This is a genomic window from Halanaerobium kushneri, from assembly GCF_900156285.1.
Classification (GTDB): Bacteria; Bacillota; Halanaerobiia; order Halanaerobiales; family Halanaerobiaceae; genus Halanaerobium; species Halanaerobium kushneri.
In genome coordinates, this window is the sequence record NZ_FTNC01000001.1 from 304,962 (window position 1) to 328,809 (window position 23,848).

At 35.4% G+C, this 23,848-nt stretch carries 23 protein-coding genes and 1 tRNA gene; 1 reads left to right on the forward strand and 23 read right to left on the reverse strand.

Going from position 1 to position 23,848, the window contains the following annotated elements:
* Positions 1-16: 16 nt before the first annotated feature.
* The 19 genes from BW929_RS01450 to BW929_RS01540 form a co-directional block, all read right to left on the reverse strand.
* Positions 17-658, reverse strand: a complete 642-nt coding sequence (locus tag BW929_RS01450) for a site-2 protease family protein (protein WP_076543581.1) — start codon at positions 656-658, stop codon at positions 17-19.
* Positions 659-701: 43 nt separating this feature from the next.
* Entirely contained in the window at positions 702-2,333 is a 1,632-nt protein-coding gene (locus BW929_RS01455; RefSeq protein WP_076543582.1) for a tRNA nucleotidyltransferase/poly(A) polymerase family protein, read from the reverse strand.
* Between the two features lie 67 nt (positions 2,334-2,400).
* Positions 2,401-3,729, reverse strand: a complete 1,329-nt coding sequence (locus BW929_RS01460; protein WP_076543583.1) for a nicotinate phosphoribosyltransferase — start codon at positions 3,727-3,729, stop codon at positions 2,401-2,403.
* 22 nt (positions 3,730-3,751) lie between these two features.
* Positions 3,752-5,056 (reverse strand): pyrimidine-nucleoside phosphorylase, encoded by a 1,305-nt coding sequence (locus BW929_RS01465; protein WP_076543584.1) that lies wholly within the window; start codon positions 5,054-5,056, stop codon positions 3,752-3,754.
* Positions 5,057-5,071: 15 nt separating this feature from the next.
* A complete protein-coding gene (locus tag BW929_RS01470; protein WP_076543585.1) occupies positions 5,072-5,884 on the reverse strand; it encodes a purine-nucleoside phosphorylase in 813 nt (270 codons plus the stop codon).
* A gap of 13 nt (positions 5,885-5,897) precedes the next feature.
* On the reverse strand, positions 5,898-7,001 hold the full coding sequence (locus tag BW929_RS01475) for an aminopeptidase (RefSeq protein WP_076543586.1): 1,104 nt from the start codon (positions 6,999-7,001) through the stop codon (positions 5,898-5,900).
* A gap of 37 nt (positions 7,002-7,038) precedes the next feature.
* Positions 7,039-8,223: an endonuclease Q family protein gene (locus BW929_RS01480; protein ID WP_076543587.1), complete on the reverse strand. Its 1,185-nt coding sequence runs from the start codon at positions 8,221-8,223 to the stop codon at positions 7,039-7,041.
* Positions 8,223-8,756, reverse strand: a complete 534-nt coding sequence (locus tag BW929_RS01485; protein WP_076543588.1) for an NUDIX hydrolase — start codon at positions 8,754-8,756, stop codon at positions 8,223-8,225. Before BW929_RS01485 ends, BW929_RS01480 begins: the two co-directional genes overlap by 1 nt.
* Before the next feature lie 13 nt (positions 8,757-8,769).
* A complete protein-coding gene (spo0A, locus tag BW929_RS01490) occupies positions 8,770-9,558 on the reverse strand; it encodes a sporulation transcription factor Spo0A (RefSeq protein WP_076543589.1) in 789 nt (262 codons plus the stop codon).
* 86 nt (positions 9,559-9,644) lie between these two features.
* On the reverse strand, positions 9,645-11,324 hold the full coding sequence (gene recN, locus BW929_RS01495) for a DNA repair protein RecN (RefSeq protein WP_076543590.1): 1,680 nt from the start codon (positions 11,322-11,324) through the stop codon (positions 9,645-9,647).
* A gap of 24 nt (positions 11,325-11,348) precedes the next feature.
* The gene (locus BW929_RS01500; RefSeq protein WP_076543591.1) at positions 11,349-12,203 is read right to left on the reverse strand and encodes an NAD(+)/NADH kinase; all 855 of its coding nucleotides are present in this window, start codon (positions 12,201-12,203) and stop codon (positions 11,349-11,351) included.
* Between the two features lies 1 nt (position 12,204).
* A complete protein-coding gene (locus BW929_RS01505; RefSeq protein WP_076543592.1) occupies positions 12,205-13,032 on the reverse strand; it encodes a TlyA family RNA methyltransferase in 828 nt (275 codons plus the stop codon).
* Positions 13,011-14,942, reverse strand: a complete 1,932-nt coding sequence (gene dxs, locus BW929_RS01510; RefSeq protein WP_076543593.1) for a 1-deoxy-D-xylulose-5-phosphate synthase — start codon at positions 14,940-14,942, stop codon at positions 13,011-13,013. Before dxs ends, BW929_RS01505 begins: the two co-directional genes overlap by 22 nt.
* Positions 14,942-15,508, reverse strand: coding sequence for a hypothetical protein (locus BW929_RS01515; RefSeq protein WP_233493697.1), 567 nt, complete (start codon positions 15,506-15,508; stop codon positions 14,942-14,944). The genes dxs and BW929_RS01515 overlap by 1 nt, the downstream gene beginning before the upstream one ends.
* 630 nt (positions 15,509-16,138) lie before the next feature.
* Entirely contained in the window at positions 16,139-17,044 is a 906-nt protein-coding gene (locus BW929_RS01520) for a polyprenyl synthetase family protein (protein ID WP_076543594.1), read from the reverse strand.
* 2 nt (positions 17,045-17,046) lie between these two features.
* Positions 17,047-17,337 (reverse strand): exodeoxyribonuclease VII small subunit, encoded by a 291-nt coding sequence (gene xseB, locus BW929_RS01525; protein WP_084566043.1) that lies wholly within the window; start codon positions 17,335-17,337, stop codon positions 17,047-17,049.
* The gene (gene xseA / locus BW929_RS01530; RefSeq protein WP_076543595.1) at positions 17,330-18,586 is read right to left on the reverse strand and encodes an exodeoxyribonuclease VII large subunit; all 1,257 of its coding nucleotides are present in this window, start codon (positions 18,584-18,586) and stop codon (positions 17,330-17,332) included. Before xseA ends, xseB begins: the two co-directional genes overlap by 8 nt.
* A gap of 13 nt (positions 18,587-18,599) precedes the next feature.
* Positions 18,600-20,015 (reverse strand): NADPH-dependent glutamate synthase, encoded by a 1,416-nt coding sequence (gene gltA / locus BW929_RS01535; protein ID WP_076543596.1) that lies wholly within the window; start codon positions 20,013-20,015, stop codon positions 18,600-18,602.
* The gene (locus BW929_RS01540; protein WP_076543597.1) at positions 20,015-20,845 is read right to left on the reverse strand and encodes a sulfide/dihydroorotate dehydrogenase-like FAD/NAD-binding protein; all 831 of its coding nucleotides are present in this window, start codon (positions 20,843-20,845) and stop codon (positions 20,015-20,017) included. Before BW929_RS01540 ends, gltA begins: the two co-directional genes overlap by 1 nt.
* 268 nt (positions 20,846-21,113) lie before the next feature.
* On the opposite strand from BW929_RS01540, the gene BW929_RS01545 reads away from it, so the two are divergent.
* A tRNA-Leu gene (locus BW929_RS01545) sits at positions 21,114-21,200 on the forward strand.
* Positions 21,201-21,261: 61 nt separating this feature from the next.
* Here the strand turns inward: BW929_RS01545 and BW929_RS01550 are convergent.
* From BW929_RS01550 to amaP, 4 genes are all read right to left on the reverse strand, one after another.
* The gene (locus tag BW929_RS01550) at positions 21,262-22,461 is read right to left on the reverse strand and encodes a pyridoxal phosphate-dependent aminotransferase (RefSeq protein WP_076543598.1); all 1,200 of its coding nucleotides are present in this window, start codon (positions 22,459-22,461) and stop codon (positions 21,262-21,264) included.
* Between the two features lie 141 nt (positions 22,462-22,602).
* Positions 22,603-23,004: a transcription antitermination factor NusB gene (gene nusB / locus BW929_RS01555; protein WP_076543599.1), complete on the reverse strand. Its 402-nt coding sequence runs from the start codon at positions 23,002-23,004 to the stop codon at positions 22,603-22,605.
* Positions 23,005-23,028: 24 nt separating this feature from the next.
* Positions 23,029-23,265 carry a DUF2273 domain-containing protein gene (locus tag BW929_RS01560; protein WP_076543600.1) on the reverse strand — a complete coding sequence of 79 codons (237 nt, stop codon included), beginning with the start codon at positions 23,263-23,265 and terminating at the stop codon, positions 23,029-23,031.
* Between the two features lie 12 nt (positions 23,266-23,277).
* On the reverse strand, positions 23,278-23,817 hold the full coding sequence (gene amaP / locus BW929_RS01565) for an alkaline shock response membrane anchor protein AmaP (RefSeq protein WP_076543601.1): 540 nt from the start codon (positions 23,815-23,817) through the stop codon (positions 23,278-23,280).
* Positions 23,818-23,848: the final 31 nt, after the last annotated feature.

Below are 23,848 nucleotides of genomic sequence, written 5' to 3' on the forward strand. Positions count from 1 at the left end.
AATTAACCTCTTTCGCTTAGAGTAAGATTCCGTAGATTGTATTAACCAGTGGACCAATAATGCTCCAGAGAATGCCGGTATAGGCCAAAAGCAATAGCAAAACCATTCCGTAAGGCCCTTCCAGTTTGCGGATATATTTATCAAATTTAGGTGGTAAAATACCCATTAAAATTTTCGAACCATCCAGTGGTGGCACTGGTAATAAATTAAAAAAACCAAGACTTAAATTTATAATTACTGCCAGTTGAAAGAAAACAAAAAATGTCTGGACAAGATTTCCATAGCCAGCTGCTTGCAGTTGATATAAACTGGCTGAACTAAAGAATACTATTACTCTTGCTATTAGAGCAAATAAAGCTGCCAGAAAAAAATTTGACCCTGGACCAGCCAGACTAACCAGCATCATTCCTCGCCTTGGATTTTTATAGTAATTCGGATTAATCGGAACCGGTTTGGCCCAGCCAAAACGTCTGGTTAAAATTAAAACCAGACTACCAATGGGATCTAAATGAGCCAGTGGATTTAAAGTTAATCTCCCCTGCGATTTAGGGGTTGGATCTCCAAGTTTATATGATATATAACCGTGCATAAACTCGTGTAAGGATAAAGAAAGTAACAGCACGGGTATTAATAATAATAATTCATAAATTGTACTCATTATTTCACCTCTCAAAATTTAGCTTTTAAAAAATCTACCTAATTTATATAATCTCTTTTAAATATTCCAATGCCTCTCTGCGACTGCTAATCTGCCTGCGGAGTATCTGATCCCGCACTTCCAGCAGATACTCTCTAATTTCCGGGCCCTGAGCAACTCCCATTTTCAGTAAATCATGACCGGAGATAGGGATTTCTATTTCATCTCTCTGCTGGAGATGATTAAATATTTCTTCCACATATTCCTGTTTAAAATTTTGCACAGTAAACATAATTAATTCCTCAGGCTGATAGGATTCCAGCTCTCTAAATCTTAAAGCAGGATCTTTAAGATCAAAAACAGAAGCATTTAAATCCTGCCAATTTTTACGAATAAAAGTCTTTTTTTCAGGAATCGAAAGTGGCCAGGATTTAATTATTCTTTCTTTACTATTATAAAACAAAATCATTAATCTGACAAGAAAATGGTTCACTTCAACTTCTTTTTCCCTACTTAAAGCAAGCATTTTTTCTCCTTTAAGAAAATTAGCATCGATACTGCTGTTAAATTCAAAATTATCTTTTATTAACTTTAAAACTGGAATCTGATTTAGCAGTATAGAAGAAAACTGAGAAATATCTCTTTTAGAATCAAATAAATATGCCAGTTCTGTAAAAACTCTTTCCAGTGCAAGTTTATGATAATCATAATTTTTTAAGGAACGTCTGCTTAATTCCACTGTTTCTGCACTCAATTTAAAATCTTTTAATATTTGAAAACGAATCCCTCTCAAAATTCTTAAGGGATCATCTCGAAAACTATAATTATGAAGAACTTTTAAAATGCCATTTTTTAAATCATTAATTCCACCAAAAAAATCATATAATATTCCTTTTCGATCTGGATGTAAATCTATTACTAAAGTATTAATTGTAAAATCTCGACGAAAAAGATCGGAAAAAAGATCAGCCTTTTCTACCAGAGGCAAAGAACCCGGAAAATGATACTTTTCTTCTCGACAGCTTGCTATATCTATAGAATATCCGTATTCATTGTGCAAAAAGCCAGTAGAAAATTTATTATTATAATCATACTGATAGCCAAATTTTTCTTCTAAATGATCAAAAAATTCTTTTAAATCACCATCGAGTAAAAGATCTAGATCTTTATTTAAAGGCAGATTAATCAATAAATCTCTTACCTGTCCTCCAACCAGATAAAGATTATAGCCAAGTTCGGCCGCTTCTGCAGCAAGTTTCAGTAAAAGTTCTTTCCTTTCTTCCGGAAGTTCTGCTAATAAATTTGATTTATAATGAAGAAATGAAGCCTGATTATGATTGTTTTTTTGATATTTCTTTAATAAATCGAGTCCTTTATCAAGATCAATACTGAGACTCTGATATCTGTAGTTATTAAGATAAGGTACTTTATGCTGACCGGATTTAATCTTGCCTAAAAATTGAATTTTATACTTTAACAAATTTACACTTTCTTTATTAAAATATACATTATCCTGATCAATTAGATAATTATTTTCTATATAATATTTCTGGTCTTCTTTATCAATTTTAAGAGCAATCTTTTGAAAATCTACTTCTTTTAAATTATTAACCTTAATTATTTTATTATTAAAACTAAAATATTCTTCGGCCATTGAATTAAGAAGCTTATTTAACAAATCATTTTTATTTTTCATAATTAGTCACCACTTTAAAAGACTGTCTCCAAAGAGACAGCCTGAATTATAATCAAATTTTATCTCTTTATTGGATTTCACTCAGATCGATTTTTTCCAGTTTTGAATTATCTGCAGGTGAACGACCTACCTTTGCCAGATCAATCCACTCTCCATCAACTTTAACCTTAACTACATCAGCTGTAAAATCATTTTTTGTACCTTCACAGGAACAGTTCGATAAAAGCCAGCTGCCCACTCCATAAATATCAACCGGTACCTGAGATGATTCAAACCGGTCAATTTTAGCTGGTTTAAAACCACCAGTTGCAATGATTTTTACTTCCCGACAGTAATTTTTAGCCATTTCCAGATCCTCAGGTCTTAAATCCCAGTCCTTATAGGCATTATCCAGAGCATTGCGCAGATTAAAAATCAATCTGGCATTAACACCATTATCGAGTTCTTTTTTTCCAAGAGGCTCAACACTCTTATCCCTTAAGTCCGAAGAATTATCAGGTCTGACTCCAAATAATTTGTATTTTTTTGCTTCTTCTTCCCGACCATTTTTCAACAAATCAAGGTATTTATCAAACATTGATTTTAGAACCTCAAGACTGGTATTAACACAGTCATTATCAAAGTCTACCAGAGCAATTCGATTTACATTAAGCGGCATCAGACGGCAAAACTGCAGCATAGCTTCTGCAGTATCCCCTAAAAATGAAGCTACATAAGAATGGCTTATTGTTCCTCCACCCTTACCTCCCCACCAGGCTCCCTGTTCATCTGTAGAAATATAGCGCTGCGTATTAGTTCCATATTCATTATTATATGCATTAACACCTAAAGAATAAGCATAACCATGCATAGCCTGCGACTTATAATGAGTAAATCTGGCCGGGAAGAATAAAATATCCTTTCCCCGGGCAGCAACCATAACCTGATAGACATTTGTAGCAATTCTCGAAGCCTCAGTTAATGAACCGAGCATAGGAGTTTCTAAAATCGAAAAATCACGATACCTACCTCTAATTTTAATAACTGGATCAACATTATGGGGATTACCCTTATAATAAGCTTTCTCACCATCATGACAGGCTTCTACTTCAAGATTTGAAGAAGTATTTACAAAGTTTCCAGCTTCATCTTTATAACCAGTTGCAGTTTTTAAAATTGAAAGTGCCTCATCTATACCACCTAGAATACAAAATGGCTGTCGTCTGGGGAAAATCTGCATTTCCACTTCAATATTTCCAATATCCTGTTCCTTAAACTGATATCCTTCTTCAGATAAGGCAGTTAAAATACCTGCAATATTTCGAAAATAAACATCTGAATACCAGCCCTCGGCCATTCTTTTTCTGTCTAACTGGAATAATTCAGTCTCCAGACGCTCACCATTAAAAATAGTCATAAACTCACCTCTAAAAATATACTTATTTAATTATCTCATATATTAATTTGTTTTTCTCTTTTTTTGCCTCTGTAATTGTAAATGCTTTTAATAGTTTTTGTTTGGCTTCTTCCAGATTCTTCTTATTATTATAGTGAAGAATAGCCAGAGTATCGCCCTTACTTACCTGATCTCCAATTTTTTTATTAAGCTCTAAACCAACAGCGAGATCTATTTTAGATTCTTTATTTTCACGTCCAGCACCCAAAATCATTGCAGCTACTCCAACATCTAAAGCTTTAATTTCCGAAACATAACCTGATCTTTCCGCTTTTACTTCAAAAGTAGCATCTGCAGTTGGAAGCAGTGATAAGTCTTCTACCACCTCTGAATTACCACCTTGAGCTGTTATCATTTCTGCAAATTTAGCTAAGGCCTGACCGTTATTTAATTTTTCTCTTAAAATATTTTTACCTTCTTCTGTATCTTTAACCTTACCTGCAAGCTGCAGCATACCTGAACCAAGTTCAATACATAACTCGGTTAAATCTTCCGGGCCTTTTCCCTGCAGTGTTTTAATTGCTTCTTTGACTTCTAGTGCATTACCGACAGCATTACCCAATGGTTGATTCATATCAGTTATATAGGCGGCTGTATCTCTTCCCAGCTCTTTTCCGATTTCAACCATTGCTTCCGCCAGCTTTTTAGCACTTTTAAGGTCTTTCATAAAAGCACCATTACCTGTTTTAACATCCAGCACAATTGCATCTGCTCCTCCTGCAAGCTTTTTGCTCATAATACTGCTTGCAATCAGCGGAATAGACTCGACAGTAGCTGTTACATCTCTTAAAGCATAAAGCTTTTTATCTGCTGGGGTCAGATTACCGGTCTGTCCTACAACAGCTACTCCATGCTGATTTACATTATCAAAAAATTTATCTCTACTAAGTGAAGTATTAAATTTAGGAATTGACTCAAGCTTGTCTATTGTTCCACCGGTATGGCCCAGACCACGACCGGACATTTTTGCAACTGGAATTCCGGCTGAAGCCACCAGTGGTGCTAAAACAAGGGTAGTAGTATCCCCCACACCTCCAGTGCTGTGCTTATCAACCTTGGTACCTTTTATGGGACTTAAGTCTATCATATCACCCGATTTAGCCATCAGCATGGTCAAATTGGCTGTCTCTTCAGCATCCATCCCCTGAAAATAAACCGCCATTGCCCAGGCTGACATTTGATAATCTGGAATATTTTCCGCAACATAACCATTGATTAAAAATTCCAGTTCTTCTTTATTCAATTTTTGACCTTCTCTTTTTTTATATATTATATCATATGCACGCATCATTAAACCCTCCTGCTAAATATTTTTAATAATACCGCTCATTAATTTGATAAAATCAGGTCTTACTTTTTCTGCAATCTCTACCACTTCTTTATGATCAAGCGGCTGCGGCAAAACCCCCGCTGCCATATTAGTTATACAGGATACACCAACAATTCCCAGCCCCATATGGTTTGCAGCAATAACTTCCGGAACTGTAGACATCCCAACTGCATCAGCTCCAATTGTTCTTAAAAATTTAATCTCAGCTGGTGTTTCATAACTCGGACCTGATTCGGCAGCATAAACTCCCTTTCTAGTTAAGATACCATTTTCCCTGGCAACATTTTCTGCTACTTCGATCAGTTCTTTGTTATATGCCTCTGACATGTCAGGAAAACGAGGACCAAATTCAGCAAAATTCTCCCCAATTAGCGGGTTATCTCCCATTAAATTAATATGATCAGAAATTATCATAAACTCACCCGCAGAAAACTCTTCATTAACTCCACCTGCAGCATTGGTTAAAATCAGTTTTTCAATTCCAACTTCCTTCATAATTCTAACCGGCATTACCAATTCCTGCATAGAATAACCTTCATAATAATGGGTTCTGCCCTGCATAGCGATAACTTTTTTTCCTTCCAACTCACCAATCACAAAGCGACCAGCATGTCCTTCTACAGTAGAAATCGGAAAATTATTAAGCTCACCATAATCTATATAAACAGGATTTTCAATTTCTTCAGCCATTACTCCCAGGCCTGAACCTAAAATAAGTCCAACTTCCGGCCTATAATCAATCTTCTCAGTAATAATCTCAGCGTTATTTTTTATCTCTTCAATCATTTTAAAACCTCCATTAAATTATAAATTTACCATCACGATAGATCAATTCTCCATCAGCATAAATTTCTCCGCCATCCTTCATATCACAGAGCATATCCCAATGAATTGTAGAAATATTCTTCCCACCTGTCTCTGGATAACTGCGGCCAAGTGCTAAGTGGATAGTACCTCCAATTTTCTCATCAAATAACATATTTCTAGTAAACTGGGTAATACCTTTATTACAGCCTACTGCTACTTCCCCTACATAGCGAGATCCTTCGTCTGTATCCAGTAGTGAGTGCAGCAATTTTTCGCCTTTAGCTGCTGAAGCGTTGATTACTTTGCCATTTTTAAATTCTAATTGAATATCTTCAATTTCTTTACCACTATAGATACCGGGGAAAGAGAATCTAATTTTGCCTTCAACACTGTCCTCAATTGGGCCGGTAAAAACTTCACCACCTGGATAATTTTCTTTACCCTTATCTGCAACCCAGGTTCTGCCCCCAACCCTGCATTTTAAATCTGTCGCTTCAGAAATAAAATGAAGTTCATCTTTTTGATTTAAAATTTTAGCTATTCTTTCCAGCTCTTTACCAAATTCTGTCCAATAAGCTACTGGATCCTTTTTATCCAGATGACAGGCCTGATAAACAAATTCACGATAGTCACCTAAAGACATACCTGCTTCCTGAGCATCAGCGTGAGTCGGAAACTGACAAATATTCCAGTTTAATGTACCTTCTGCAGCTCTGTTCATTACAATTTCACTAATCTCTTTGCGGGCAATCGAATGTCTTTTAATTTTTTCAGGGTCAACTCCTGCCAGATTTTTAGTATTATTATGTCCCAGAATCCTTAAAGAGGCATCTACATTTTCCATTAGGTATTTAGTAAAAGGAGCACTGTAGTCAAGCTGTTCTTCAGCTGCATATTTATAAAACAACTCTTCCTGTTCGGCAAATTTAGTTATTACCAGCGGGTGACCACCCTTTTTTAGCACTTCTTTATAAACTTCTTTAATCAAATCCTGACTGATATCTTCACCCTGAATTAAAACCTGATCACCTTTTTTTACTGCAAGTGAATAATCAACAAGTAATTCGGCATATTTGCTTAATTTATTATCTGCCATCATTTAACCTTCTTTCTTTATTTTATAAGAATCAATCTCAAAAAATCACTTGACCATAAGTTCCACCGCCACCGGATTTAAAATCAAAATCATGCTGACGGGCTTTTTTTATTTTCTGAAAAATCCTGGAACTCATACAATCCTTCAGTTCAGCCTGAGATAAATTATGAATAACATCCATTTCTGTACCACAATTTTCAAAAAGTTTAGCTGCAGTTTTTTTGCCAATACCAGGAATATCCAGAAGTGGTACCTGATAAATATAATCCGGTCTGTGCTCTGGATGTTGGGGAACTTTATTTTCTGCTATCTCTAAAATCCTATCCTTTACTCCAGTAATAATTTTATCAGAATCACACTCTGGACAATCTAACACTGCCTCTGGACCACTAAAAATAGTTTCACATTTTTCACAGTATGTTCGGTGGTATTTTCCCAGTTCAGGATTTAAACCATAATTTTTGCTAATCCGATTTCCTGATTCTCTTTTGAGTGCCTTTAGAACCGATTCAAAATCTAGAGATTCTAGTTCCATAATATTATATTCTCGAGCAATTTTAGGAAGTGAATGAGCATCAGAATTACTCAGGAAAGTTTTGCTGCCTAGTTCAGGCAACAAATCCGCCATCAAAGTATCAGCACTAAGTCCCAGTTCAATTGCTGGTATTTTATCCCATTCTGCTTCAGTAAAAACTTCTCTGTAATTACTAAAGGCTCTACCGTAAAAACTTTTGTGGGGGGTAAATATGTGAGCAGGTATCATTATTCCACCATGATATTCTATAATTTTTAAAAGTTCTTTGCCTGTCAAACTTGCAGCCTGAGAACTTAAAGTTATATTAGTAATATAGTTATCCATTGTGGTACTAAAATTTTTAATCTGTTTTATCTTTGGAAAGAAAGCCAGATAATGTACCTGCCCACCATTTTTTTCTCTACTTTCAATTTCGGCTCCTGGTAGTACCAAAAGCTGATCCTGATAAAGAATTCCACCACTGGAGAGCTCCCTCATTTCTCCTGCAGCCAGCATTTTATCAATATCGTTTAACACCACTGGAGAAGCACAGTCAATAATACCAATAATATTAAGCCCTTTTTTAAAAGCTGCTTCTTTTAAAATATTAGGAAAGTTTAATTTTCTGGAAGCAGTAATTTTAACCGGACTCCCATCACTGCCACCGCCAATATGAATATGTAAGTCTGCAAAGTATTTCTTTAACATTAAAAATCACCAAGATAATACATTATTGCAATTAAAGTTTTACTATCTTTAATTTTTCCATTTAAAAGAAGTTCCTTTAACTCTTTTCTGCTTTTAGGAACAACTTCAATATATTCTCCCTCTTCTAAATCTCTACCAACAAAATTTAAATTTTCAGCCTGATAAATGTAAATAGTTTCAGTACTGTAACCGGGAGTAGGGAAAAATTCAAATAGTTTTGTAAATTTTTCAGCATCATAACCCGTCTCTTCCCTCAGCTCTCTTTTGGCACAATCCACTATTTCTTCAGCCGGCTCCAACTTTCCAGCTGGAATTTCATAAATAACCTCATCAACAGGATATCTATACTGTTTGATTAATAAAACCTCAGACTTTTCATTTTCTGCCAGTATAGAAACACCTCCACTATGTTCAACTACTTCCCTGGTGGATCTGTGTTGATTTGGAAATTCAACTTCATCCCGGTATAATTTTAAAATATTGCCCGCATAAATTGTTTTACCTGAAATCTTTTTTTCTTTTTTTATCTGCATTATAGGCCTCCATTTATGAAACTTTTAAATCAACCATAATTTTATCTGCAATTCTGGCAATAAATTGAGAATTGGTTGGCTTAGCATTTTCTTTTATATTGTTTTTAAAATATTTTTCCAGAGCTCTTTGATTACCCCGCTGCCAGACAACATCAATTGCATGTCTGATAGCTCTCTCCACTCGGCTGGGAGTAGAATCAAAGTTTTCTGCCACCTGGGGATACAACTCTTTTGTAACAGCTCCCAGTAAATCCATATCTTTGATTACAAGTTCAACAGCCTGTCTTACATAACGATAACCTTTAATATGAGCTGGTATCCCAAGCTCCTGAATAATTTGAGTAATTAGTGGTTTGTAATTTCCATTTTCAACTTCTAATTTTGCTTCTTGAACTCTTATGTTATCAGCTATTACAGTGTTTTGATCCATTAACTGTTTTATTCGCTGACTTAATCTATCAAGATCAAAAGGTTTCATAATATAATAATGGACACCAAGTTCAAGAACTGTTTTCATAATTTTATCATGACCCATTGCAGTTAAAGCAATAATCTTCATCTCATCTATTAATTCCTGTGAGTTTAACTCTTCTAAAACTCCAATACCATCCAGATGAGGCATAATTAAGTCTAAAATTAAAACATCAGGTTGTTTTTTATTTTCGAGATAATCCAGAGCCTGTTCACCATCATAAAGCATTTCAAGAACATTAAAATCGTCTTTTTCAGAAAAGAATTCAGCCAGCAGCTGACAAAATTCCTTATTATCATCAACAATCAAAACATCAATAGTTTTCTCCAATTTATTTCCCCCTCAATTATTTAAAAAAACATTTTCAGTCCCTGCTGAAAATTTTTTTTGCTCCCAATCTAAATTATTATATCTCCCTATTTATTGGCCAGTAACAGCATCTCCTCTGCATGAGCCAGAGTTTTGTCAGTAATCGTTGTCCCACCGATCATCCTGGCAATCTCTCTAATTCTTTCGGCTCTGTCTAAACTATGAATCTTAGTGAAAGTCCTATTTTCTCCCTTTTCTTTTTTGATTAAAAAATGATGATTTGCTGCACTGGCTAGCTGTGGTAAATGTGTAATACAGATAATCTGGCGATCATTTGAGATCTGGGTAAGTTTTGCCGCCATTTTAGCTGCTGTCTTACCACCAACACCACTATCAACCTCATCAAAAATTAAAGTATCAACCTGATCCAGAGCGGCTGTAATGGTTTTTAAAGAAAGCATTATTCGGGATAGTTCGCCTCCAGAGGCAATTTTTGAAAGTGGTTTTAAATCCTCACCTCTATTGGGTGAAATCAAAAATTCAATCCGATCAGTACCAACTGCCGAAATTTCTTTTTCGGTAAAACTAACTTCAAATCTAACATCTTCCATTGCCAGATCTTTTAATTCATTTTTAAGCTGAACTTCTAAATTTTTAGCATGCTTTTTTCTGGTCTCAGATAATTTGCCTGATTTTACTTTTAAACGCTGAATTAAATTTTCTTCTTTTTTGGTTAAAGAGACAATTTTTTCTTCAACATTTTCTAATTTATCTCTTTTTTGATAAAGTTCCTGTAAATAAGAGATTACAGTTTCTACATCTTCACCATATTTTCTCAAAAGTGTATTTATCAAATCCAGGCGATCACTTAGTATTGATATTCTTTCTTCATCATAAGCAAAAGAACTTTCAAAATCTGCCAGATCAAAGCTAAATTCTTCCAGACTATAATAGATATCTGTAAATTTTTTGTTAAGTTCTTTTAGTTCCTGGTTATAATCTTCGACTTCTTCGAATTTATTTTTCAAAATAGAAAGGCGATCCATTATTCCCTGATCTTTATAGTTATCACCACTTAGAGATGACATTATTTCTGTAATAACTCGATAGATTTCTTCACCGTGAGATAATGTTTTATATTCATCTTTTAACTTTTCATATTCTCCAGCTTCAAGACCCGCCGCTTCAATTTCTTCAATCTGAAAATTAATAATATCCAGCTCTCTGGCTCTCTGAGCATCATCTATTTCAATTTCTGAAAGTTCATTTCTGAGATCAAGTAATTCCTGGTATAAATTATTAATTTCAGCTTTTAAGTGAGTTATCTTGTCACCAATAAAGGCATCAAGGATCATCAAATGAGAACCCTGATCTAAAAGTAATTGATGTTCATGCTGACCGTGAATATCAATTAAATAACGACTAATTTTTTTAACAATTTTTAGAGTAGCAAGCTGACCATTTATTAATGTTCTATTGCGACCATTCTCCCTAATTTCTCTGGCAATCAATATCCCATTTTCTTCCTGTTCAATACCGGTTTCAGTTAATATATCATTGATAATTTTAAGCTCTTCAGGCTGAAAAAAAGCAGAAATATAGGCTGCTTTTTTACCACTGCGAATTATATCACTATTTGCTCTGGCACCCAGCAGAAGATCAAGAGCACCAATTATTATTGACTTACCGGCACCGGTTTCTCCACTCAAAATGTTTAAACCCTGTTTAAAATTGATATTGACCTTATTAATTAAGGCAAAGTTTTTAACCTGTAAATCACTGAGCATATTTTTATCCTCCTGTCAGTTCAATTAGGCAAGATGCATTTTTTCTTTTACAGTTGTATAAAATGTTCTATCCGGCAATTTTATAATTGACAATTCCTGATCTGCTCCACTAATATAAATTTCATCCCCAGGTATAATTTCATTTTTTTGTCTGCCATCTGCACAGCCCTTAACAGAACGACCATCACTGTCAACTCTAATCCTAATTCTTTCTTCAGGTGAAATTACCATTGGTCGCAGATGAAGATTATGAGGGCAGATTGGAGTTATTAATATTGCCTTAATCTGACGCGGATTGATTATTGGGCCTCCTGCCGAGAGAGAGTAGGCAGTGGATCCAGTTGGAGAAGCAATGATTAGACCATCTCCTCTAAAATTATTAACAAGTTCATTATTAATATAAAGTTCGATTTTAAGCATCTGTGAATCGGGATCTCTATTGATCACATAATCATTAAGAGCATAACTGCTGTTAATTTTTTTTTCACTGCGATAATGTTCTGTCTGAAGCATCATTCTTTTTTCTATATTATAGTTATTGTTATCAATCATTTCTAAAGCTTTAGTTAATTCTTCGGTTTCTACATCGGTTAAAAAACCAAGATGACCTACATTGATTCCTAAAAGAGGAATCTCGCTGCCAATAAAATGATGAGAACTATGTAAAAAAGTTCCGTCCCCTCCGATGATTATAATATAATCAGCTTCTCGTTTTATCTTTTGATAATCAGCTGCTCTTTGCTTCTGATCCAGTTGAAATGCAGCCCTTTTTTCAATTAAAAATTTTTTGTCTTTATTTTTAAACCATTCGATAGCTCTTTCAGCAACAGTAAAAGCTTCTTTTTTATCCAAATTAATTATTAACGCAGCTTTATCCATTTTAAGAACCTCCCAGCTCTGTATGAGCAAACCTGACAGTTTGATTAATCTTTTGCTGCCAGTCTTGTCGGTTAAACTCGTCAATTTTTTCTCTATATCGCAGATGAACTAAATATTCTATATTTTTACTGGCAGCACCGGTAATTGGTGAATAATCGAGAGCAGCCGGCTCAAATCCTTCTTTAAGAAAAAAATCACTTAAATTTTCAATCACATCTAAATGAACTGCTGGATCTTTAACCACTCCATTTTTTCCGACTCGATCTCTACCGGCTTCAAATTGCGGCTTTATTAAAGCAATGAAATCTCCATTTTTAGTGATAAATTTTTTAACTCCAGGAACAATTAATCTCAGAGAAATAAAAGAAACATCAGTAACTACTAAAGGAACTTCGACCGGCAATTGTTCTTTTTCCAAATAACGAAAATTACATCTCTCCAGCACCTCAACTCGATCATCCTGGCGCAATTTCCAGGCCAGCTGACCGTAACCAACATCAACTGCATATACTTTACTGGCCCCATGCTGTAATAAACAATCTGTAAATCCTCCGGTAGAAGCACCAATATCTATTGCCTCTTTTCCTGCAGGATCAATAGTAAAAATTTTCAGTGCTTTTTCTAACTTCAGACCTCCGCGACTCACATAGGGGTTTTTATCACCTCTAAATTCGATATCTGCTTCGGGATCAACCTGAGTTCCCGCCTTATCTTCTCTTTCTCCATCAACAAAAACTAGACCTGCCATAATTGCTCTTTTAGCCTGGGAACGGCTCCTAAATAATCCCTTTTCAGTTACTACAACATCTAGTCTTTCTTTTCTGGCCATAACTTATTTACCTCCTCAGCTGGTGCCAGCAAAGAAAGTGCATTTTCAAGAATACCTCTACCATCCAGCTGATATTCTTCTTTCATTTCTTCCATTCCACCCTGACTGACAAATTCATCTCCAACACCAATTCTTTTAATGTTTTTTAAAGTGACACCTCTATCGGCAGCCAGTTCGAGAACTGCAGAGGAAAAACCTCCTGCCAGAACCTGTTCCTCTACTGTAATAACATTATTTGAATTTTTAATCGCTCTGATAATCATTTCTTCATCCAGAGGTTTAACAAAGCGGGCATCAATTAAAGCCGTTTTATGGCCATTTTCATTTAAAATTCTGGCTGCTTTTTGAGCAGGATATACTGTTGATCCTATAGCAAGGATTGTCAGATCCATTTCTGATTCAACTTTAATCAACTCTTCTGCCTTGCCGATTTCTAATTTTTTTAAATCTGCTATCTGATGAGATATATAATCTCCAGCAGCTGCACCTCTAGGATAGCGAAGAACAGCTGGACCTTTATAATTAACAGCAGTAAATAGCATATGCTGCAGCTGTTCTGCATCCCGGGCAGCCATCATAACAAGATTGGGGATCGGACGCAAAAATGAGTAGTCAAATAACCCCTGATGTGTTTCCCCATCATTACCAACAATACCTGCTCTATCAACAGCCAGAGTTAAATCTAAATTCTGAATAGCAGCATCATGAATAACCTGATCATAGGCTCGCTGTAAAAAAGTTGAATAAATCGCACAGACAGGTTTCATTCCACCTCTGGCCAGTCCTGTACTCATTGTTACCGCATGCTGTTCTGCAATTCCAACATCATAGTATCTTTCCGGAAAAGATTGAGCAAATATCTCCATACCAGTTCCAGAGGGCATAGCGGCAGTTATTCCAGCAATCTTTTTATCTTCAGCAGCCAGCCTACTTAGAGTTTCACCAAAAATTTTGCTGTAACTCGCTTTCGACTTTGTTTTTCGAGAACTTCCATCTGCAATATTAAAAGCTCCAACTCCATGGAACCTGTCTGGATTTTTTTCTGCCGGGGGATAACCCTTTCCCTTTTTGGTTATTACATGTAAAAGAACAGGTCCATCTATTGTTTCCGCCTGTTTAAAGTGTTTCATTAATTCAATAATATTATGACCATCAACAGGACCTAAATAATTAAAGCCAAATTCTTCAAAAAGCACACCCTGAATAAAACTATATTTTAAGGCACTTTTAACCCGCTCAACCGTATTCGAAACAGTATTACCAAAACGAGGAATTTTATTAATTAAAAATTCTATATCTTCTTTTACTCGTTTTAATTTAGGGTCATTTCTTAAAGTTGATAAATAATTAGAAATAGCTCCAACATTATTGGAAATTGACATTTCATTATCATTTAAAATTACATTAATATCAGCACCAATGTGACCGGCATGATTTAAAGCCTCAAAAGCCATCCCTCCGGTTAGAGCTCCATCACCAATTACTGCATATATATCTCCCATTTGATTTAAGTTTTCTCGTGCCATAGCCAGTCCGACCGCAGCTGAAATTGATGTACTGCTGTGTCCGGCACCTATTATATCATGAGGAGATTCAGTACACTTAGGATAACCACTAAGTCCATCTTTCTGCCTTAAATTTGCAAAACAATCTTTGCGGCCAGTTAAAATTTTATGAGTATAAGCCTGATGGCCAACATCCCAGATTATTTTATCCGTGGGGCTATTTAAATAATGATGCAGAGCAATGGTCAGTTCTACTGTTCCCAGGTTTGAAGCCAGATGACCACCAGTTTCCGAAATATTATTTAGTAAAAACTCTCGAATTTCAGCCGCCAGTTCTTTAAGCTGTGATCCTTTTAATCTTTTTAAATCATCTATTCCATTTATTTTTGCTAAATAGTCACTCATTAAATCCACCTCTTTTTTAAAAAACCGTAAATTTTATCATAAAACAGATAAAAAAACGCCAGTAATCTGCCAACCAGAAAAATTATTTTTGTAGAGTTTTTCATTCCATAATACTTAAAAAAAGCTTTACCACCAACAGTTAAAGCGGAAGCCAGACCAATTATTATCAGATTGGTCCATAAATTTGAAAAACCATAATAATTAATTAAATCAATAGCTATTACTGCACTAATTGCTCCACTGATAGTTCCACAAATATCTCCAACTATATCGCACATTAAACTTGCTACTTTGTCACCATTTTTTGCAAGATATAAAGAAGTTTTAGCTCCAAATATTTTTTTGGCAGCTTTAGCATTAAATGGTTCAGTTCGCGATACTGTAGCAGCAACCCCAACCATATCAGACAAAACACCTATTATAATAATAATTAACAGTATTATTACTGCCATCGGTAATGGTACAAACTGTACCTGTGTCTGTGAGACTGATGAGACACTTACCGCAATAAAAAAAGTCATAATAGCAATAATAATACTGCTCTTTAAATTAGCCAAAATATTCACCTCAATTAATAAAATAACAGATGGTAATATAATAGATAAATGCTGTGTCATAGGTCCAGCAGGTTTTCCCCGGGAATTCCCATCTGTCACCATCCAGGAGATTTCTCATTAAATTCCCGCTGTAGGGTCTCCCTCTACAGAGCTGAATTACCACTCAGAACACACTTTAATCCCTATTATATCCCTTTATAGACAGTCTAGAAGTTTTCCTTGACAGCATTTGAACTATCTCCTAGCTTCTTTTGCAGTACTGGTTTCCAGCAGGTTCAACCCAGAGCTGGATCCTGGCACCTGTGTTTTGCTACTGTCTCCAGTACCACTTCAAAGCAGGCTACACTGTTTAACCTTGCGGTTAAAAACAGGTGAACCTGGCCTTGCTATGTATCCATTAATATAACTCGACCAGGCCTCCGCGAGAAAGGGGTCAACGCCCACATGCCGTTGTGGATCGCCCCAAACCCTTATCTCTCTGCAATGGCCCCCGACTGGGCGTCAGCAGCCATTACAAAGAACTTCATCGATATGCCCGTTGACGGATTTTTAGGCCCGCCTTCAAAGATAGTATGCTGACTAGAATACTGCACCATCTGCATTTTAACTAATTATAACACATTTATAATAACCCTTCAATTAATGCTCTCTGTTCAGAATATAATCAACTAAATCCTTTAAATTCTGAGCCTCATCACCAAAAATTTTTAATTCTGCTTTTGCCTTCTGAGCATATTCCCGGGCGGCCTTTTGAGCATATTCCCGGGCGGCCTTTTGAGCAGCTTTTGTTCCCATTAGTTTAGGATAAGTGGCTTTATTTAACTCCTGATCTCTACCAACAACCTTCCCCATTTTTTCTGTTTCACCTGTAAGATCAAGTAAATCATCAACAATCTGGAATAAAACACCAATATTTTCTGCATAATTTAACAGTGCTTTTTTTTCTGGCTCAGTAAACTTAGAACAGTAAAGTCCACTTAAGACAGAAGCCTTAATCAAGGCACCTGTTTTTGCTCTGTGAACTTGCTGCATCTCTTCAAGACTAAGTTTTTTATTCTCAGCCTCTAAATCCAGAATCTGACCACCAACCATTCCCTGATAGCCAGAAAATTTTGCAGTATTTGCAATTATTCTTATTTTAGCTTCAGGCTCAATTTTAAGTTCTGATAAAAGCTCAAAAGCATATGTAAGAAGCGCATCACCTGCTAATATTGCTGTAGCTTCTCCAAAAACAAGATGATTTGTTTTTTTACCCCGCCTCAGCTGATCATCATCCATTGCAGGTAGATCATCATGAATTAAAGAATAACTGTGAATCATTTCCAGAGCAGAACCCGCCTTTAAAGCAGCCTGGTAATTCCCTTCCAGCAATTCCACAGTTAAAAGTGATAAAACCGGTCTAATCCTTTTACCACCTGAAAGCAGAGTATATTTCATCGCCTCCGTTAATCGGGGAGCTATCTCTTCTCTTAAATTCATCAGCTCTTCTAAAGTAGCTTCAACTTCTTTTGCTTTTAGATTCAATATTTCTTTTATTGCATGCAAATTTAATCCTCCTCAATCTCAGTTTCAAAAGGTATCTCCTCAGTAAACTCCCCATCATCTTTAAGCATTAATTCAATCTTCTTTTCCGCCTTATCAAGTTTTTGATGGCAAAATTTAAGCAGCTTCATCCCCTGACTGAATTCAGCCAGAGTTTCATCCAGTGATAAACCACCTTTTTCAAGGTCTTCTACAATTTTTTGTAATTTCTCCAGAGCTGATTCAAAATCAAGTTTTTCTCTATTAATTCCTTCATTTTCTTTTTTAATTTTAGCTTCCTTTTTATTTTCACTCATTTATATCACCAACTTTTCTACTAGCTTTTACTTCCAGTTCTAAAAGACCATCACTCAAGCGTGCTCTAAGCTGATCACCAGCAGCAGTTTGCCTGATTGAGCTGATTGTTTTTTTATTCTGATCCTGAAGAATGGTATAACCACGGTCCAGAGTTTTAAGTGGACTTAAATTATTCAACCTCTGATAAAATAATTGATATTTATTTTCCCAATCATTATATTTCCTTTCAATCTGATGGTTTAATTTTGTTTCTATACTGTCAAGTTCCTGTTCATAATCTCTAAACAGTTCTTCCGGTGAGGCAAATATTCTGCGTTCAGAAATACCTTTTAAATGATTTTTTAATTCTCTAAGCTTAGTAGCACTGCTGTTTACAAGCCTCTGTGATAAATTATTGAGCCTATTTAAAATTTCTTCTCGATTTGCAGTTGCCAGTTCCGCTGCTGCAGAAGGTGTCGGAGCTCTTAAATCAGCTACAAAATCTGAAATTGTAAAATCAGTTTCATGACCAACACCGCTGATTACAGGTAGTCTGGAAGCATAAATCGCCCGGGCCACCTCTTCTTCATTAAAGGGCCAGAGATCTTCGATTGAACCTCCACCGCGACTGATAATAATTAGGTCAATATCATCTCTACTATTTAAATACTCAATTCCGGCTTTAATTTCACCTTTAGCCAGATTTCCCTGAACATGAGCCGGAACTATCAGTACAGAAAAATTACCAGTCCGTCTTTTCATCACCGAAAGAATATCTCTAATTGCTGCTCCAGTGGGAGAAGTAACAATTCCTATTTTACTGGCCAGAAATGGAATTTCTTTTTTCTTGCTTTCTGCAAAGAGGCCTTCTTTTTCTAATCTGGCTTTCAATTTTTCAAAGGCTTGATAAAGTTTTCCTTTGCCGGCTCTTTCCATTTCCCTGGCATAAAATTGATATTCTCCTCGCTGGGCATAAATATCTAAATTCCCCCTGGCTTCAACCTGCATTCCCTCCTCAGGCTCAAAGTCAAGAGAAGAATTATAGCCTTTAAACATAACTGTTTTCAGCTGGGAATTTTTATCTTTTAGAGTAAAATACATATGACCGGAACTGTGATGATAAAAATTAGAGATCTCACCACTTATCCAGAAGTCAGAAAGAAGAGCATCTTCTTTAATTAAAGCCTGAAGATACTCTGTAATTTCCTCTACTGTATAGATCTTTTTTTCTTTTTTTGTAAATAGATTATCCTGATATAAATCTGACATAAAATCAACCACTCTATTTTTTAGATTTCTCTAACAAGTAATTCTTAATATTTTCTGCAGCTGTTTTGCCGGCACCCATTGCTTTAATAACAGTGGCAGCTCCAGTAACAACATCTCCTCCAGCATATACACCTTCCCGACTGGTCTGCTGATCTTCATTGACCTCTATTCCACCCCAGCTTTTCGTCTTTAGATCTTTTGTATTAGAAGTTAAAAGCGGGTTTGGATTCTGACCAATAGCTATTATTACAGTATCCAGATCCAGCATCCAGTTAGAACCTTCAATTGGAATTGGCCGTCTTCTACCTGAATCATCCTTTTCTCCAAGTTCCATCTGCTGGCATTCCATTTGAGAAACTCTGCCCTCTTTTCCATGAATTGCAACCGGATTATTTAAAAGTTTAAATTCAATCCCTTCTTCCCGAGCATGATGTATTTCCTCACTACGTGCAGGCATCTGCTCTTCAGCTCTTCTATATACTATATAAACATCTTCTGCTCCCAGTCTTTTAGCAGTTCGAGCTGCATCCATCGCAACATTTCCAGCCCCAACAACTGCAACTTTATCCTTAACAACTACTGGTGTTTTATATTCTGGATATTTAAAGGCTTTCATCAGATTAACTCTGGTTAAAAACTCATTGGCAGAATAAACTCCATTTAAGTTTTCACCAGGAATATTTAAAAATCTCGGCAGACCAGCACCAACACCAATAAATAGTGATTCATAGCCTTTTTCAAATAGTTCATCAACTGTAATTGACTTACCAACAACTACATTTAATTGAATATCTACACCGAGTTCTTTGATTGCTTCAACTTCCTGATCAACAATAGCCTTGGGAAGTCTGAATTCAGGAATCCCATAGCGCAGCACTCCACCTGTTTCGTGTAGAGCTTCAAAAATTGTAACTTCAAGCCCATATTTTGCAAGATCAGCAGCCGCAGTAAGACCTGCAGGACCGGCTCCAATTACCGCAACCTTTCTGCCTTCTAATTCTGGTACCTTCATTTTTTCTATCTCTTCCGCACTGGTACTATCTGTGCCCCGCTCCATATTATAATCTGCAACATAACGCTCCAGGCGACCAATAGCTACCGGCTCATTTTTGATTCCCATTACACATACATCTTCACACTGCTCCTCCTGAGGACAGACACGTCCACAGACAGCTGGAAGATTATTTTTGCTTTTAATAATCTGATTTGCTTCAACTACATCACCATCTATTACAGCCTGGATAAACTGGGGTATTGGCACATGAACTGGACATCCTTCAACACAGGGTTGATGTTTACACTGTAAGCATCTTTCCGCTTCAACAACTGCTTCTTTGTCACTATAGCCAAAAGGAACCTCTTTAAAATTTTTAATTCTCTCTTCAGGCGCCTGCTCTTTCATCGGCGTCTTCTTTTTCTGTAAAGCCATTAATTATCCTCCTCGACTGCTGTATCATATACTAAATCTTCTTCATTTTGATAAAAATTAAGCCTGTTCATTAATTCATTAAAATCAACCTGATGAGCATCAAAAGCAGGTCCATCAACACAGGTGAATTTCCTTTCTCCACCGACAGTTACCCTGCAGGCACCACACATTCCTGTCCCATCAACCATAATAGTATTTAAACTAACAATAGTTTCTACTCCATACTCTTTAGTCAAATCAGCCACTGCCTTCATCATTGGCACAGGTCCAATGGCAACTACTAAATCTATGTCATCTTCTTTTTCCAATAAATCTTTTAAAATATCAGTCACAAAGCCATGATGACCGTAACTACCATCATCAGTTGCAATAAATAATCTGTCACTATACTTCTCTAATTCTTCTTCTAAAATAATTAAATTTTTGGTTCTGGCCCCGGTAATGCTGATTACTTCAGCTCCCTGCTCATAAAAACCTCTGACCTTAGGATATAAGAGAGCAGTCCCTGAACCACCACCTAATAATACTACCTTTTCATATCCTTCCAGATCAATATGATGACCAAGAGGCCCAACTATATCCTGTATCTGATCACCTTTATCCATCTTACCTAATAATTTTGTAGAATAACCAACTTCCTGAAAAATAATAGAAATTACACCAGTTTTACGATCGTAATCTGCAACAGTGAGTGGAATTCGTTCCCCTTTTTCATCCACTCTTAATATAATAAAATTACCTGGTTTAGTTTTTTTGGCAATCAAAGGTGCTTTAACCTTTAACTTTTTAATTGTGGGTGCCAGAACTTCCTTTTCTAAAATTTCGTACATATTTTCCCTCCTGAATTTTTAAAACTTGAGCAAAAAAAGCCTGCTTCTATATATTATTCTTTAACCGCTCCCTTAAATCCTCCTTAATTTCAGAAATAATTCGAACTGGAGTCAAGTTATTTTTTTCTTAAAGTTTTAAAATCACCGCGTGCATTTAATTATACAATTTATCTTAAAGTTTTAATGTAAGATTTTATTTTCATAAACAATATTTGAAAAAATCACCTTGACAAATTTAAATATTTAAGTTAAAATATTATTTGTCAGTGCGAAAGTGGCGGAACTGGCAGACGCGCTAGGTTCAGGGTCTAGTGGTCTCACGACCGTGAGGGTTCGAATCCCTCCTTTCGCACCATTTTAATTTAATAATGAATTTAAAGAGCAGATTTCTCTGCTCTTTTTTTATTTACTTAAAACTAATTGAGACTTGCTACAAAATCTCCTATCCTCTTAATTCCTTCTTTAATCCTTTCTTCTCCCAGAGCAAATGAAATCCGGATAAAATTATCCATTCCAAAAGCAATTCCTGGTACTACAGCTACTTTCTTTTCCTCTAAAAGTAAATCAGCAAAAGAGAGTGATCCTTTAATTTTCTCGCCATTAATTTTTCTGTTTTTTAATCCCGAAATATCAATAAAGAAATAAAAAGCTCCTGCAGGTTTGATTGCTTTTAAACCTTTAATATCAGCCAGCAACTCGGCTGTAAGATCTCTTCTCTGCTGATAAATATCTTTCCGCTTTTTAATAATTTGATCCAGTTTATCATTATTCAGAGCCTTTGCACTTGCATACTGAGCAATGGTATTTACATTGGAAGTAGTATGACTCTGAATTTTAGCCATATTTTTAATCCACTCCTGATTTGCAAACCCAAAACCCACCCTCCAGCCGGTCATGGAATATGATTTAGACATTCCATTGACTACTAAAAGTCTATTTTTTAGCTGAGGGAAAAGTTCAATCATTGATTTAAATTCTCTGTCATCATATAAAAGTTTATCATAAATTTCATCACTAATAACAAAAATATCCTTTTCAATCAAAACACCTATCAGTTCTTCTAATTCTAACTGAGTATAAAAATGTCCATCCGGATTAGAAGGTGAATTAATAATAACTGCTTTTGTATTTTCAGTAATATTTTTTCTCAATTCAGCTGCTTTTAATTTATATTTATTTTTAGCCTCTGTTTCAACCAGAACAGGTCTCCCACCAGCTAATTTTACTAGCTCTGGATATGAAACCCAGTAAGGTTTAGGAATTAAAACCTCATCATTTTCTGCTAAAATAGCTGATAAACCATTAAATAATACCTGCTTACCACCATTACAGACAATTACTTCTTCTGTAGAATATTTATAAGAATAATCAGAAGCAAATTTATTAACTACTGCCTGTTTTAATTCTGGCAGCCCTGAAGCAGAGGTATAACCTGTATATCCTTTTTTCATCGCTTCTGCTGCAGCTTTTTTAATAAAGTCCGGTGTAGGAAAATCTGGCTCTCCTGCACCAAAACTTACCACATCTTCTCCTGCTGCTGTCAATTTATTGGCGGCTGTACTGACAGCTATTGTCTTTGATTCTTCAATTTTTGCAATTCTTGCTGAATATTCCATCTCCACACCCCATTAACTTATTTAATCTTATTAGTTCCAGTTACCAAAACCTTTTTATTTCTCTAACTACCATAGTTTACTAAATAAAATATACCATAAAAATATTTAAAAAACAAAAAAAGAAGGCTTTAAGCCCCCTTTTTAAGCAAATTTAGACAGTATCCCATTAATAAATGATGGTGAACTCTCATCTGCATACTTTTTGGCAATCTTTACAGCTTCATTAATAGCTACTTTTGTTGGAATATCATGCTGAATTTCATAAGCAGCAATTCTTAAAATATTTCTATCAATTGCAGACATTCTTTCTATATTCCAGTTTATAGCATACTGATCAATCTGCGCATCCAGGAGTTCAAGTTCCATAATAATACCATCAAGCAGCTCTTCAGCATATAAATCATCAGCCAGAGCACTTTTTTCATTCATAAAATCTCTGTAGCTTTTTTTTGAGTTTTCAAGATCAAGCTTTTTTCTGATGTCCAGTCCGTAAAGAATCTGGAGTACCCAGATCCTCTGTTTGTGTCTCGAAACTTTTTGCATAAAGAAAATACCTCATTTCTAACTCTATTTAAATCTTTCTGGAATAATTCTTAGTATAAAATCTTTTAAATCTTCTTCAAAACGCCAGCGAGAACCAAAGTAATAGCCGAACAAAGTAGTCAGACAGAGTAATAATGTTTTAAAAAACCCAACTGTTAAAAATAAAATCCCAATAATTAAACCAATCACAGCTCCGGTTATTTTTTTGAGATTCACATATATTAATTGAACTAACTCTTCTTTCAGTTGATTTTTATCCATTTATAGACCACCTCATTCCACATTTTCAGGCAGTTTACTATCTTTTCTTACATCATCAATTCTAATTTGAACCTTTTCCACCTGAATTCCCGTGGTCTGTTTAATATAATTGTTTAAATCATGCTGGATATTCTCACTAATAGCCGGTAGATCTCCAGGTACCGTTAGCTTTCCGCTTAATATAATTTTTAAACCTTCTTCTTTTTCTTCCAGTTTAATTCTTATATCCTCAAATTTTTCTTTTTCTTTAACTCGATCTTTGATCAGATTAGAAAGAGCAGAAATTGTTATAGTAATATCTCCAGATTCTGAACTTAATAATCTTGTTGATTTAAATTGGCGGTCTGTAAAATAAGGATAGATTACAAAAATCGCCATTAAAAGAAATAGTAGATATACTACTCCAATTTGCCAGTTATTATAGCTGCCAGATATTAGATCAGGAATAAAATTAGCAGATAAAAGTCCAAAACTATATAGAGAAAGAGTAATTGTTAAAACGATGAGAATTAAAGCGATTAAAAAGGAAAATATATTTTGTATAATTTTCATGGCTTAACCTCCAATCATTTTCAAAGAATAA

Excerpts from the sequence above, each read along its gene's own strand:
- BW929_RS01550 (WP_076543598.1), bottom strand. The coding sequence starts at position 22,461 with ATGGAATATTCAGCAAGAATTGCAAAAATTGAAGAATCAAAGACAATA.
- BW929_RS01475 (WP_076543586.1), bottom strand. The coding sequence starts at position 7,001 with ATGGCAGATAATAAATTAAGCAAATATGCCGAATTACTTGTTGATTAT.
- BW929_RS01470 (WP_076543585.1), bottom strand. The coding sequence starts at position 5,884 with ATGATTGAAGAGATAAAAAATAACGCTGAGATTATTACTGAGAAGATT.
- xseB (WP_084566043.1), bottom strand. The coding sequence starts at position 17,337 with ATGAGTGAAAATAAAAAGGAAGCTAAAATTAAAAAAGAAAATGAAGGA.
- gltA (WP_076543596.1), bottom strand. The coding sequence starts at position 20,015 with ATGGCTTTACAGAAAAAGAAGACGCCGATGAAAGAGCAGGCGCCTGAA.
- BW929_RS01560 (WP_076543600.1), bottom strand. The coding sequence starts at position 23,265 with ATGGATAAAAATCAACTGAAAGAAGAGTTAGTTCAATTAATATATGTG.
- xseA (WP_076543595.1), bottom strand. The coding sequence starts at position 18,586 with ATGTCAGATTTATATCAGGATAATCTATTTACAAAAAAAGAAAAAAAG.
- BW929_RS01485 (WP_076543588.1), bottom strand. The coding sequence starts at position 8,756 with ATGCAGATAAAAAAAGAAAAAAAGATTTCAGGTAAAACAATTTATGCG.
- BW929_RS01505 (WP_076543592.1), bottom strand. The coding sequence starts at position 13,032 with ATGGCCAGAAAAGAAAGACTAGATGTTGTAGTAACTGAAAAGGGATTA.
- BW929_RS01500 (WP_076543591.1), bottom strand. The coding sequence starts at position 12,203 with ATGGATAAAGCTGCGTTAATAATTAATTTGGATAAAAAAGAAGCTTTT.
- recN (WP_076543590.1), bottom strand. The coding sequence starts at position 11,324 with ATGCTCAGTGATTTACAGGTTAAAAACTTTGCCTTAATTAATAAGGTC.
- BW929_RS01450 (WP_076543581.1), bottom strand. The coding sequence starts at position 658 with ATGAGTACAATTTATGAATTATTATTATTAATACCCGTGCTGTTACTT.
- dxs (WP_076543593.1), bottom strand. The coding sequence starts at position 14,942 with ATGAGTGACTATTTAGCAAAAATAAATGGAATAGATGATTTAAAAAGA.
- nusB (WP_076543599.1), bottom strand. The coding sequence starts at position 23,004 with ATGCAAAAAGTTTCGAGACACAAACAGAGGATCTGGGTACTCCAGATT.
- amaP (WP_076543601.1), bottom strand. The coding sequence starts at position 23,817 with ATGAAAATTATACAAAATATATTTTCCTTTTTAATCGCTTTAATTCTC.
- BW929_RS01460 (WP_076543583.1), bottom strand. The coding sequence starts at position 3,729 with ATGACTATTTTTAATGGTGAGCGTCTGGAGACTGAATTATTCCAGTTA.
- BW929_RS01540 (WP_076543597.1), bottom strand. The coding sequence starts at position 20,845 with ATGTACGAAATTTTAGAAAAGGAAGTTCTGGCACCCACAATTAAAAAG.
- BW929_RS01455 (WP_076543582.1), bottom strand. The coding sequence starts at position 2,333 with ATGAAAAATAAAAATGATTTGTTAAATAAGCTTCTTAATTCAATGGCC.
- BW929_RS01465 (WP_076543584.1), bottom strand. The coding sequence starts at position 5,056 with ATGCGTGCATATGATATAATATATAAAAAAAGAGAAGGTCAAAAATTG.
- BW929_RS01480 (WP_076543587.1), bottom strand. The coding sequence starts at position 8,223 with ATGTTAAAGAAATACTTTGCAGACTTACATATTCATATTGGCGGTGGC.